Genomic DNA, 13273 nt, shown 5'->3' on the forward strand with positions numbered 1-13273 from the left:
AGCAAGGACATAGAGATAATTTGTTTTGAGAGTGTGAGCTAGAGGAGGTAAAAGTGAATGCTCGGCAAAATACAACATGATAAAAATAGGTGAATTAGAAAAGAGCTATTTTCAACACGTGGCTTTCATGTGAAAATTTCATGTAGGAAAAAATCAAAAACAACCATTAACTTACTTATTTTATTACATAATTGGCGGAAAGAGTGGGATTTTAATCCCAGTGGAGTTACCCCCCCACTCCAGTTTTCGAGACTGGTTCGCTCAGCCGCTCCGGCATTTCTCCGTTTAAGCTGTTGCCATGATCCCCGTTTTTGCGGCATGTTAACAGAACCCAACCTCGCCTTTAAATTCAAGTGACGACTTAACGAGCAATAACAATGATTAAATGGCCGTGGAACAACTCTCAACCACAGGTGCAGACGCTTGAACATTGGCAAGCTGCAATTTCGATCCCGCTTCTCGCTCCCTTAAGCGACGAAGAACACCAGAAACTGGCCGCCCTTGCCGATCAGTTTCTGAAGCAAAAGCGCCTGATTCCGTTACAGGAACTGCTGTTGACAGATATCATGCAACGGCGCATCGCCTTGTTGTTTTCCCTACCAGTGTTGTCGCTGGGAATAGGTGCACTCGATGGCTTCCACGAGGTTCTGGTTTACCCCGGCCCGTTTATTGTCGAGGAAGAGTGGCAAGACGACATCGGACTCGTACATACAGGGAAAATGGTACAGTCCGGGCAAAGTTGGGATCAGGGACCGATTGTCCTCAATTGGCAGGAAGTGCAGGACTCCTTCGACCTCTCCGGTTTCAACCTCATCATTCATGAAGTTGCCCACAAGCTGGATATTCGCAGCAGCGGTGAAGCAACGGGCGTTCCCCTGATTCCACTGCGCGATATTGCTGTCTGGGAGCAGCATCTTCACAGCGCAATGGATGCCTTACAGGAAGAAATCGATCTAGTGGGAGAAGATGCCGCCAGCATGGATCCCTACGCCGTCCACGATCCAGCAGAGTGCTTTGCGGTGCTGTCGGAATATTTCTTCAGCGCCCCCGAACTTCTCGAAGAGCGCTTCCCCGACCTGTACCGCTGCTTTCAAAAATTCTATCGACAAGATCCACTCGCCCGACTAAAAAGCTGGCAAAACAACATCAACTACCGCGCACCATCCATTTATTAACTCATAAAAAAACAATAAATTGTACATAGCCTAAACAGTCAGACGAGAAAGCTGATTTTGCCGTTGACAGTACCGCAGGTGCCGGATATCATCCGCCCCGTTCACACGATTCCTCTGTAGTTCAGTCGGTAGAACGGCGGACTGTTAATCCGTATGTCACTGGTTCGAGTCCAGTCAGAGGAGCCAAATTCTTGTTTTCATGCCTCTTTACGAATCCCTATGTGATTCAGATTCAATAAGTTAGCGTGAAAAGTCTTCCCGATGCATTTTTAGTTTACCCTCCGTATCGGGAGAATTTGGTGGTCAGATTTGGGGTCAGGTTAGTTCGATAACGGAGTGCCCCCCAAATGCCCCTTAACGACCGGGAATTTTGACCCGCATTGAGGGCTACCAGCAAGGACGATAATTAACTCGCTTGGCAAGCATCACTCACCCTGCACCTGTTCATCCGTTCAAGCGAACTGTTCGGGATAGGGTTTGGTCGCCCAAGACTAAATCTACACTCTGATTCATTGACAGAAGCGAACGATTCATCCGCCCCTACGCATGAACCTTCCTGCTTTTGAGGAGTATCCGATCGAAAAAGGGATCATTGGAATATCCTGCAATTCGATTTTGATTTTGAGGTGGTGCTTGACACTGAAGGCGAACAGCTCGGGCCTATGGAGGAACCGTCCCATCACAGAACATCAAGCCGCTATGTTCGATACCGAAGGGTTTCGACAAGCAAAGAGAACGCGGAAGAGTGGTGCCTGCGGTTAGGGTAGTAGAGATGGTAGCCAGGCATGTCCGGTGTAAACTGACTGAGAACCTGAATAAGGCTTCCGTTGTCAACAAATCTCTGAATTTGGTCCAGATGGATACATGCCAGGCCATGTCCATCAAGTACCGCGTCGACCAAAAGGTCAACCGTATTCACGACCAGTTGTCCCTGGCCGCGAACTGTTATTTCTCGTCCGCCACTCATTAGGCGCCATCCAATTAACGTGCCGGATGTTGGCAGGCGGAAGTTGATGATGCTATGGTCGATCAGCTCTGCGGGCGTTGTCGGCGCGGGGCGTCTTGCCAGATAGGATGGGCTGGCAACGATAGCCATCGGGATGTCGGGACCAATCCGCATCGCAATCATATCCTTGTCGATCTCTCCGCCCAAGCGGATGCCAGCATCAAATTGATTGGCAACGACGTCTACCAGCGCATGATCAACGCTGACCTCAATATGGATATCAGGATTGTCTGCCAGTAACCGTTTCATAGCCGGCATGAGTATGGTCTTTGCCGCATGCTCCACCGTCGTGATCCGGAGCGTTCCAGAAGGCCGGGCGCGCAGTTCACCGAGGGAGCCGATCACCGTGTCGAGGTCATGCAGCATTGGTCCAAGCTTCGCAAGCAGGCGCTCTCCAGCCTCTGTAGGCGCGACACTGCGTGTCGTGCGCGCGAGCAACCGAAGACCCAAGCGTTCCTCGACACGGCGGACGATCTGACTAAGGGCTGACTGTGCCATCCCCAGACGGAGGGCAGCCTTCGTGAAGCTGCGTTCCTCAGCAACCACCACGAAGGCGGTCAGATCGGCAATCTCGTCGCGACGCAAGGCTTTCTCTCCTCACCATTAATCACTGAAATGATAAGGCTAAGTGTTTTTATACATCTAGTCCACCTAATCGATAACTCTTATCTTAGTCGGCGACACCGTGGCTCGGTCCTACCGGATCAAAATTGTGCCGCACCCATTCCAAGGAAAATTTCATGCCCCATTCAGACCTCCTTTTCGACCATTTTCGATTTGAAAATGGCATGACACTTCGAAATCGCGTGGTAATGACGCCGATGACAACCTGGTCCGCCAATCCAGACGGAACTATCTCCGACCAAGAGGCCGCTTACGTTCAGGCGCGCGCCAAGGATGTAGGCATGGTCATCACTGGGTGTACGCACGTCACACCGGAAGGGATCGGCTTCACGGACGAGTTCGCCGCCTATGACGATCGCTTCATCCCCAGTCTGCGCAAGCTGGCGCAAGCCGCAAAGAGTGGCGGCGCTTCTGCCATCCTGCAGATTTTTCATGCGGGTAGCAAGGCGGTGCCAGAACTCGTACCGAACGGTCGGGTCGTTGGACCCAGCACGATGGAAGTACCCGCCGGTCTGTTCAACAACGGTGGGAACACTGCCACTGCTCTGAGACACAGCGAGATTGAGAGCATCATCAAAGCATTCGGTGACGCGACGCGACGCGCGATCGAAGCTGGCTTCGACGGCGTTGAGTTGCATGGCGCACACGGGTTCCTCCTTCAGGACTTTTTCTCGCCATTGGCAAATAATCGCGATGACGAATGGGGCGGCTCTCTGGACAAAAGACTTCGCTTCCCGTTGTCTGTTGTGCAGACCGTCAGGCAGGTCATCAGTGCACACACTGATCGGCCCTTTCTCTTGGGATACCGGATCTCGCCTGAAGAACAGGCGGACGGCGGGTTGCGGATCGCTGATACGAAGATACTGCTCGACAGGCTGATCGATACGGGTGTTGATTATATCCATGCGTCTCTACACGACGTGCTCAATGGAAAGCCGATTGTGGATGACGGCGGCAAAACGACGGCACGATTGCTCATTGAGCATGTGGCCGACCGTGTTCCATTGATCGCGGCAGGCGGGTTCAAGACGCCGACGCAGGCACAAGCGGCATTAGACGCAGGTCTCTCATTAGCCGCGATCGGTCAGGCCCTGATCATGAATCCGAATTGGGTTGCGCTGGCCAAGGCAGGTCGCGAGGAGGAAATCGTGAACGTCCTCAACCCCGCATCAGTGCAGGATCTGAACATTCCGGAAAAGCTTTGGACTGTCATCCAGCAGGCAAAGGGCTGGTTCCCGTTGGTTGAGACCGAGCAGGCTGTCGAGTGACATTCTCCAACGGTCATGAAGGATATAACCATTACTGCTACCGGTGTTTAATTCACATTGAACAAGCAAATGAAAGACAAAGTCCAGGCAGGGTGAAATTTTTATTTCAGTGAGAATTAAAACCTGAACAATGTTGTCGCAGAGGGGTAATACGGGCAGTATGGATGCTACCTGACACAATAATAAATAAGGGACGTTAATGTTCCGAAAATCGACTCTGGTGACTTTACCTCTGCTGATAGCGTCGGTATTCCTGCTAACAGGGTGCCCACCACCACCGGATATAACGCAGTGGCAACGCCCTAATACGGATATCGGCGGCGTGCGCGTCGCGATGGGTAAATGCGGCGTGCAACTCCCCGGCCCTGACATCCCCAAAACGGATAATGAGTCAGTTCTGTATTACCAATGCATGGAGAGTATGGGGTTTACCCGTAAAGACGGATTCAAAATTTGCAGCCTTCGTGTCTACCATGACACCCCATCCTGCCTCCAGCAAGAGCAGGGGTATCCTTTGAGCCAGCGCCAGCTAGAGGCGCTGCCTTTTGTCGCAGACAGAGGGTTTATTCCGATTAAGCCGGATTCCGGCGTGAGCACGTTTTCGTTGATTAGCTGGCGTAAAGCGGGGGCCTCGCTGCATTTTTCTCATCAAGTTGAAAACGACAAACAAGCACTGGCGGTGATGTATCAATGCGGTTATCCGCAGCCTTTGGGTTCGGTGCCTTACGTGCCGACGCTGCGCAAAGCCGCTGATGTGCAGCGATGCATGCTGGATAAAGGCTTCGAGCCGAAGAATAAACTCAATCTAGTCTGCCGCAATTACCCGCAAGTCACGGGCTGCCCAAAAACATAACGCCCGACTGAACTTCCCCCGAAGCAACTGTATAGTCTGTTTGTAGTGGTCAACAAGGCACTCCACCTGATGGGCTATACACGAAAGATGAAATCTGCGGCCATGGATTCCACGCAATAGTATGCAGTGCTTTGATGCCGATCCCCTTTTGTTCGCTACCGTAGCTCAGAAGGTTGTCGTTAATCGCAACGCGCTTCGAGCCCTGTAGGATGAAAACGATACTGGCATAGCACGATTATAGCGATGCTCCAGCACTGCGTAAGATGACTGATACAATCAGGCAAGAAACTGAGCTTATCAGGCGTAGGTTACAAATCGTTCATTACCTATCATGGGTAGGTCAAGCACGCACCGCACCGAAACGTGCGTCTAATAACCTAAGAGAGACAGCCCATGACCCATAAGATTGCACTCATCACTGGCACCAGCCGTGGCCTCGGCCGCAACATGGCTCTTCACCTCGCCAAGCGCGGCGTCCACATCATCGGCACCTATCGCAGCGGCGCTGTAGAAGCTCAAGCGGTGAAACAGGAGATCGAAGCGTTGGGTGGTAAAGCTACGATGCTGCCACTCGACATCACCGATACCGCCAGTTATCAGACTTTCTCAGACGCCGTGACTGAAACGTTGATGACCGATTTCGGACGCGAGCGTTTCGATTTTCTCATTAACAATGCCGGTAACGGCCTCTTTGCAAATTTCGTTGACGCGACTGAGGAGCAATTTTCTTCGCTGGTAGCCACGCATCTTCAGGGGCCGATTTTTCTGACTCAGAAACTGTTACCGCTTGTTGAAGACGGCGGGCGTATCCTGAACGTGTCGTCTGGCTTCGTGCGCTTTACGTTACCGGGATACAGCCTTTATGCGGCGGTGAAGGCTGCCGTTGAAGTTCTGACCCGCTACATGGCCGTAGAGCTGGGTTCACGTCAGATCCGGGTCAATGCCATTGCCCCAGGTGCCATCGCAACCGATTTTGGCGGTGGTGCAGTGCGCGACAATAAAGATGTCAACGCCTATGTGGCTCAGGGCATTGCTCTGGGGCGCGTCGGTCTGCCGGACGATGTAGGTAGTGCAGTAGCCGCCATCCTGTCCGATGACATGGCCTGGGCTAACGGCACGACCTTTGACATTTCGGGCGGGCAGCTGCTGTAGTAACTGCACGTTATTCCATCACTTCGCCACCTTATCAGGGGATTCATATGCTTAACGCTCAGTCGACGCTTATCAGCTATCCCCCGTTCGTTCAGCGAGCAGCGATTGTGCTGCTGGAAAAGAATGTGCCCTTTGAGAGGATCAAGGTAGTCGTCGATGGCGAAACGAAGTAAAAAACCGCCATGAATACAATTGACCGCATCGTTCTCACAAAGACGACGCGGTTAATTTTTGCAACGCAGTAAGAACAGTAACAGAGCGATCAGACAGACCGTCGCCTGTATGCCTCCCAGTGCTGTGACTGCGGGGAATGTCAGCACAGAACCGAGCCAGGTTGTGATTGCAGCGGCTCCCATCGTAAGAAATCCAAGCAAAGCGGATGCCAGCCCGGCCTGTTTCCCAAAGGGACCCATTGTGATTGCCGTTCCCAATGGATTGGCTAACCCCATGCCCCAGAGGAACATAATCATAGACAGGGTATACCAACCCAGACCGGGATCTTCCGGCCCAATCAACAATAGGCTACCGCCGAGTAACGCGATGAAGATGCCTCCCGAGGTAATGACTTGCACGCCATAGCGGTGCGCCAGTCGCGGTGCAGCCATACCCGCGGCAAAAACGACAAATACAGTGGAGGCAAAGTACAGCCCGGCTTGTAATGATGACAACCCTATCCCACTCATCAAGATGGCAGGCGCGGCGCCAAATGACGCAAACAAACCGCTCATCAACAGGCTCATCGATAGTGCCGGAAGGATAAATTTTCTATCCACAGCCAGCTTGACGTACGCGACTATTACGCTCGGAATTGAATGTGGCGCACGCCGTTCGGCAGGGTGCGTTTCTCCCAATGTATTGACATAGAATACAGCGACAGCAAAAGCGGCAAGGCCCACAAGGATGAAAATCGCCCGCCACCCCAGCATGGTTGTCAGCACGCTGCCAACCAACGGTGAGAAGCCCGGGGCCGCCGCTGTGGCGATCATGGTCAAGGAGAGTGCACGCGCTAATGTTTCACCGTCAAACAAATCACGCGCAATGGCACGAGCCAAAACGGCAGCGGCACACACACCCAACGCTTGGATGACGCGTCCGGCAATGAGCGTTTCAAGTGAGTCGGCAAGCCCTCCCACTACCGTACCCACAATGAATATTGAGAGTCCCCCTAACACAAGTTTCTTGCGTCCATAGCGATCGGCCAACGGGCCGACCACCAACTGTCCCAGTGCGAAGGTGATAAAAAAGCTGGAAAGGGTAAGTCCAAGCTCGCGAGCAGATACCCCTAACTGCTCCCCGATATCCGGAAATGCAGGAAGAATAATGTTAGTAGACAGTATGCTGATGGCCGAAAGCCCTGCCAGTAACGCGATAATTTTCCCTGTCAGCAGCGGCCCCCCTGACAAGTGGGCTTCAGGGGTGATTACAGTGGAAGAATGTTCTGGATTCATGATAAACGCTCATGAAAAGAAACTGACGATCTGAATAAGAAAGACATGTCATTCAGTGGCTTTTGAATCGCCACCACATATTTTCCTGCATAAATAAAATCTGGGATTAGACGATGAAACTCACTCATGGCGTCGTCTCCCATCGGCGAAAAAGCACACTTGCATTAACGCCGCCGAAACCGAAACCGTTGGATAAGGCATACGTTATCGTAGCGTAACGTGCCTTTAACGCGACAAGATCCAAGCCGCGTCCTGCCTCGTCCGGGTTACGCAGGTTTAGCGTGGGCGGAATAACCTGGTCACGCAGGGCAAGCACAGTAAATATCGCTTCAATGCCACCTGCCGCGCCCAGAAGATGGCCGGTAGCTGATTTGGTCGAACTGACTGCCACGCCTGATTCACTACCAAACACTGACCGAATCGCCGCCAGTTCCCCTCTGTCACCTACCTGAGTCGATGTCGCATGGGCATTGATGTGTTGTATCTCATCCGCATTGATCCCAGCCTGGCCTAAAGCCAATTCCATCGCCCGTCGGGCACCGCTACCGTCTTCTGGCCCAGCGGTCAGATGCCATGCATCGGCACTGGTGCCATATCCCACTAATTCTGCCAGTGGCGTAGCACCACGAGCCAATGCATGCTCAAGGGATTCAATCACTAATAATCCAGCACCTTCCGCCATAACAAACCCGTCTCGATCACGATCAAAAGGCCGCGATGCTTCTTCTGGCTTATCTGCAAATCCGGTAGAAAGCGCACGTGCAGCAGCAAAGCAGCCTAGCGTGACACGATCAATAGCGGCTTCTGTGCCACCACAAATGGCAATGTCCGCTTCTCCGTTTCTGATAAGGCGGGCCGCATCACCAATCGCCTGCACACCAGCTGCACATGCTGTAATGGGCGCGCCCAATGGTCCCCTGAAACCCTGCTGGATCGAGACTTGGCCTGCTGCCATATTGGCCAGAAATGAGGGCGCGGTGAATGGTGACAACCGTCGGGGACCGCGCGTATCGGTAGTGCGAACCGCTTCAGCAATGGCACCAAATCCCCCCACTCCCGATGCGATAATTGTCGCCGTCCGCTGCCGCTCGTGTTCATTAGCTGGATGCCAGCCTGCCTGCGTCACAGCCTCTTGAGCGGCGATAAGGGCAAATTCTATGAAACGATCCATTTTCTTGCGCTCTTTGGCCGGTATAAAACGCTCTGGCTCATAACCTGCTCAGGGTCATCCGAAAGCCCAGGGACCTGCCCTGCTACGGAAATACCCGTGCCGTCGCTGATATCAGCAGGAAGCGTTCTTATGCCCGATCGCCCTTCCAGCAGCCTGCGCCAGACTATATCTGTACCGCACCCCAGAGGACTGATAATGCCGCAGCCGGTTACCACTATTCGCTTATGATTTGTTAGCGTCATCGTTAAATCCTCATCATTTCAGTCGATGTATTTAGGGCCGCCGAGTCGAAGTACGGCGACCACATCCGCATCAGTGTCACGCAGTAGCCTGTTGTTCTACACGCTTCTGGTCATCGGGACGTATCTTGAACCAGATGGCATACATTGCAGGCAGGAATACCAACGTGATGATGGTGCCGCCAAATGTCCCGCCAATCAGGGTATAAGCCAGCGTTCCCCAGAAGACAGAATGCGTCAGCGGGATAAACGCCAGTATGGCGGCCATCGCCGTGAGCAACACGGGCCGGGCTCGCTGTACTGTCGCTTCCACCACCGCGTGGAACGGCGCTAGCCCTTCCTGCTCGTTGTGATGGATCTGCCCTATCAGGATCAAGGTGTTACGCATTAGGATGCCCGACAGAGCAATCAGTCCCACAAGCGCATTGATACCAAACGGCTGATTGAAGATCAGCAGCGTTGGCACCACCCCAATCAGCCCCAGTGGCGCGGTGAGGAAGACCATTACCATCGCCGACATCGAGCGCACCTGAAGGATGATTATCAACAGCGTCATGGCAATCATGATGGGGAACAGCGGAGCCATCGCCCCGGTGGCTTTTGCCGACTCTTCAATTGGCCCCGCCTGCTCAATGCGATATCCGGCCGGAAGTGTATCGATGACGGGCTGTAACTGTTTCAGGATCGCCGTCGAGACATCCGGCGGTTGCAGATTTTCAGCGATATCACCGCGCACGGTGAACGTCGGGGTACGATCGCGACGGCGCAGAATAGGGTCTTCCATCTGCACACCGACATCCCCTATCTGTGACAAAGGAATACGCTGACCGGCAGAACCCACCAGAGTAAAACCTGCTATTTTTTCAGGATCGAGTCGGATATTCCCCGCCGCGCGTGCCATAACTTGCACCGAACGGATATCTTCACGCACAGACGTGATCGGAACGCCCGATAGCAGGAACTGAAGCTGCTGAGCAACAGCATTCGATGTCAATCCCACCGCCTGCAGGCGGTCCTGATTGAGCGTAAAATGCAGCGTCGGCACCTGCGGGCCCCAGTCGGTGTTGACGGTTCTCATCATCGGACTACCCAGCATCACCTTTTCTACCTTGCCTGCAATCTCGCGTAGCTGAGCGGGATCCGGCCCCATGACACGGTAGGCAACCGGATAAGGTGAATTCGGGCCAAACACCAGTTGCGTCACACGCACCAGCGCCTCGGGTGCCAGGCCCTCAGCAGCGACTTCACGAAGCCGGAATTTCAGCGCCTCACGCGCTTCTGGGTTGTCCGTCAGCACAACAATTTTCGCAAAAGACGGATCGGGCAGCTCTGGTGCCATGGCTAGGAAGAAACGGGGTGAGCCCTGCCCGATATAGGACGTCACGATTTTTGCCTCTTTCTGATTCTTCAGCCAGGCTTCAACTTTTGCGGCGGCGGCGCTGGTCTGCTCAATCGACGTACCATACGGCATCTGGATTTCTACCAGCACCTCTGGGCGATCGGAGGTCGGGAAAAATTGTTTTTTCACCAGCCCCATGCCAAGAATAGCGACAGTGAAAACGGCAATAACGGTGCCTGCCACTACCCATTTGCGCGCGATGACCTGCGTCAGCAATCGGCGAAAGCGGTTGTAATGTCGAGTGTCGTAGATGGCCGCGTGCCCACCCTCAACCGTTTTGATGTTCGGCAGCATTTTCACGCCCAGATAAGGCGTAAATACCACCGCGACCACCCACGAAGCAATCAGGGCAATCCCCACAATCCAGAACATGTTGCTGGTGTACTCACCGGCGGTGGATTGCGCGAAACCGTTGGGCATAAAACCGACTGCCGTCACCAGCGTGCCGGCCAGCATCGGTGCCGCCGTGTGACTCCAGGCATAGGCCGAGGCTTTAACGCGGTCATAGCCCTCTTCCATTTTCACCACCATCATTTCGATGGCGATGATGGCATCATCTACCAACAACCCCAGCGCCAGAATCAATGAACCCAGCGTAATACGGTCGAAGTTTTTGCCGGAAGCCTCCATCACCACGAAGACGATAGCCAGCGTCAACGGCACGGCAGCAGCGACCACCACTCCCACGCGCCAGCCCATACTGACAAAGCAGACCACCATCACAACGAGCAGCGCGACGAAAAATTTGATCATGAACTCGTCGACGGACGAACTGATATTCACTGACTGATCGGTAACTTTCGTGAACGTCATGCCGAGTGGCATGCCTTCATTGATTTTTGCCGTCTCGACATCCAGTGACTTACCCAAATCCAGACCGTTCCAGCCCTCACGCATAATGATACCCAGCAACAGTGCGGGTTCACTCTGGTTGCGGACCAGGAAGGTCGCCGGATCTTCGTAGCCACGTTCAACCGTCGCCACATCTGAGAGTTTCAGTGTCCTGCCCTGTACGACGATTGGCGTTTCGCGGATCTTTTCTAGTTTGTCGAAGGCGCCATCTAGGCGGATAAAGACCTGCGGCCCGTTGGTGTCAATCGAACCGGCAGGCGTCAATACGTTCTGGCTGTTGAGAACGGAAAAAATATCCTGCGGAGCAATGCCCAGCGTTGCCAGCCGGTCATGAGAGAACGAGACAAAGATGCGCTCAGCCTGCTCGCCGATAATATTGACTTTCTTCACTCCCGGCACATGAAGCAGACGCTGGCGCAACGATTCCGCATCACGGACCAGCAGCCGCTGTGGCTCCCCTTTCGCCTTCAACGCAAAGAGCGAAAAAGTAACATCGGAGAATTCGTCGTTAACCATCGGTCCGATCACACCTGCCGGCAGATTCTTCGCTTCATCGCCGAGCTTCTTACGCGCCTGATAAAATTCTTCCTGCACCTGTGAAGGCGGTGTACCGTCCTGCAATGACAGCATGGTAAAAGCCAGTCCAGGGCGCGTGTAAGTCTCACTACGGTCATACCACTTGAGCTCTTGCATACGCTTTTCAAGCGGTTCGGCTACCTGATCCTGCATTTCCTGCGCGGTAGCACCCGGCCAGGCAGAAACAATCGTCATCTGCTTGACCGTAAACGGTGGGTCTTCCGCTCGGCCCAGTTCGAAGAACGACAGAATGCCGGCCACGGTAATCAGGATGATAAGAAATAAGGTGATTGAGCGCTCGCGGACGGCGAGTGCCGAAAGATTGAATCGCCCCTCGCTCATGGTTGGCCCCCGGCGACACTGACATCACTTTGTGCAACCGTGCGGACGGCCTCACCGTCATGCAACAGATGTGCGCCTAAAGCCACAATCTGTTCACCGGGCTGTAGGCCGCTAGTCACTCTCGCCGTGTCATCCCCCAACCCAATCACCTGAACAGGATGCCACGACACTTTGGCAGGTTTGTCTGAAATACCCCAGACACCCGGCCCTTTCCCCGCATCATAAATCGCGGCGATAGGCACCTGAAGAACCTGCGCAGGTAACTTGCCTTCAGCAATATTGAGTGTGACGGTGGAGCCAAGCGGTGCGCTCGCCAACGCGCCCTCAAGGACATACCTCGCCTCGAAGGTGCGCGTCACAGGGTCTGCCGCATCGGAGAGGAGGCGCAGTTTCGCTGGAACTGACTGTTTATCGATACCGTACAGCGTGGCCTGAGCCTCGCTCCCAACAGCTGGACGTAGTGTCTCTGGCAATTGCACGATAGCCTCCCGCTGCCCCGCTCGCGCCAGTCGGACAACAGGCTGCCCTGCACTGACCACCTGCCCAGGTTCAGCCAGCGTGTCTACCACCACGCCGTCGGCATCGGCCAGCAGTACGGCATACCCCGTAGCATTACGCGCCACATCGGCCTGAGCCTGCGCGGCGCTCAGATCCGCTTTCGCCGTCTCAGCAGCAGCCTTTATCTGATCGTAGGCTGAAGCGGATATAGCACCTGCAGTGACCAGGCCACGATAACGAGCTTCGTCATCGATCGCCTGTTTGGCTCGGGCACGGGCCGCGGTAACAGCCTGCTGCTGGGCTTGTGCCTGCAAACTGAGATCGATGGGGTCCAAACGCATCAAAGGCTGACTGCGTTTCACGGTCTGCCCGGTATCCACCAGACGTTCAAGGATTTTGCCCTGCACTCTAAAGCCAAGGTCGCTTTGAACTCGGGCGACAACAACGCCAGTGAATGCACGGGAAGCATCAACGGCGCTCACCACGGTAGCCGCTCTCACCAGAGGAGGCAGATTGCGGGGATCGTCGACGTCAGAAGCGTCGCCACACGCCACCAGGGCGAGAGGCAACAGGCAAACAGCAATAGTGGCAGATTTGAGCCGAAGCATGGGTTCCCTTATCAAATTAGCAGGACAGTAACCGCATTCTCCAACCAGTGACCAAATTTGTC

The 13273-nt window shown here is 54.0% G+C and carries 8 protein-coding genes, 2 tRNA genes and 2 pseudogenes; 6 read left to right on the forward strand and 6 right to left on the reverse strand.

Features of this window, described 5'->3' with window-relative positions; translation table 11 throughout:
• Nucleotides 1-192 precede the first annotated feature (192 nt).
• Nucleotides 193-283 (reverse strand) — tRNA-Ser (locus DCX48_05375).
• Nucleotides 284-377: 94 nt separating this feature from the next.
• Here DCX48_05375 and mtfA point away from each other — a divergent pair.
• A complete protein-coding gene (gene mtfA, locus DCX48_05380; GenBank protein ID QXE13992.1) occupies nt 378-1175 on the forward strand; it encodes a DgsA anti-repressor MtfA in 798 nt (265 codons plus the stop codon).
• A 110-nt stretch (nt 1176-1285) separates the two neighbouring features.
• A tRNA-Asn gene (locus DCX48_05385) sits at nt 1286-1361 on the forward strand.
• Between the two features lie 511 nt (nt 1362-1872).
• Here DCX48_05385 and DCX48_05390 read toward each other — a convergent pair.
• Nucleotides 1873-2766 carry a LysR family transcriptional regulator gene (locus DCX48_05390; protein QXE13993.1) on the reverse strand — a complete coding sequence of 298 codons (894 nt, stop codon included), beginning with the start codon at nt 2764-2766 and terminating at the stop codon, nt 1873-1875.
• Between the two features lie 155 nt (nt 2767-2921).
• Between DCX48_05390 and DCX48_05395 the strand changes: the two genes are divergently transcribed.
• The 4 genes and pseudogenes from DCX48_05395 to DCX48_05410 all read left to right on the forward strand — a co-directional run bounded on the left by DCX48_05395 (nt 2922) and on the right by DCX48_05410 (nt 6227).
• Entirely contained in the window at nt 2922-4073 is a 1152-nt protein-coding gene (locus tag DCX48_05395; GenBank protein ID QXE13994.1) for an NADH-dependent flavin oxidoreductase, read from the forward strand.
• Nucleotides 4074-4272: 199 nt separating this feature from the next.
• Entirely contained in the window at nt 4273-4926 is a 654-nt protein-coding gene (locus tag DCX48_05400) for a hypothetical protein (protein ID QXE13995.1), read from the forward strand.
• 393 nt (nt 4927-5319) lie between these two features.
• Complete coding sequence (locus DCX48_05405; GenBank protein ID QXE13996.1) at nt 5320-6078, forward strand: SDR family oxidoreductase; 759 nt, start codon at nt 5320-5322, stop codon at nt 6076-6078.
• A gap of 47 nt (nt 6079-6125) precedes the next feature.
• A pseudogene (locus DCX48_05410) lies at nt 6126-6227 on the forward strand (glutathione S-transferase family protein).
• A gap of 75 nt (nt 6228-6302) precedes the next feature.
• On the opposite strand, the gene DCX48_05415 reads toward DCX48_05410, so the two are convergent.
• The 4 genes and pseudogenes from DCX48_05415 to DCX48_05430 form a co-directional block, all read right to left on the reverse strand.
• Nucleotides 6303-7499: a Bcr/CflA family efflux MFS transporter gene (locus tag DCX48_05415; GenBank protein ID QXE17157.1), complete on the reverse strand. Its 1197-nt coding sequence runs from the start codon at nt 7497-7499 to the stop codon at nt 6303-6305.
• Nucleotides 7500-7650: 151 nt separating this feature from the next.
• A pseudogene (gene fabF, locus DCX48_05420) lies at nt 7651-8939 on the reverse strand (beta-ketoacyl-[acyl-carrier-protein] synthase II).
• Between the two features lie 76 nt (nt 8940-9015).
• Nucleotides 9016-12105, reverse strand: coding sequence for an efflux RND transporter permease subunit (locus tag DCX48_05425; GenBank protein ID QXE13997.1), 3090 nt, complete (start codon nt 12103-12105; stop codon nt 9016-9018).
• The gene (locus DCX48_05430; GenBank protein ID QXE13998.1) at nt 12102-13211 is read right to left on the reverse strand and encodes an efflux RND transporter periplasmic adaptor subunit; all 1110 of its coding nucleotides are present in this window, start codon (nt 13209-13211) and stop codon (nt 12102-12104) included. Before DCX48_05430 ends, DCX48_05425 begins: the two co-directional genes overlap by 4 nt.
• Between the last annotated feature and the right edge of the window lie 62 nt (nt 13212-13273).

Origin of the sequence: Pectobacterium atrosepticum, from assembly GCA_019056595.1 — a bacterium.
Classification (GTDB): domain Bacteria; phylum Pseudomonadota; class Gammaproteobacteria; order Enterobacterales; family Enterobacteriaceae; genus Pectobacterium; species Pectobacterium atrosepticum.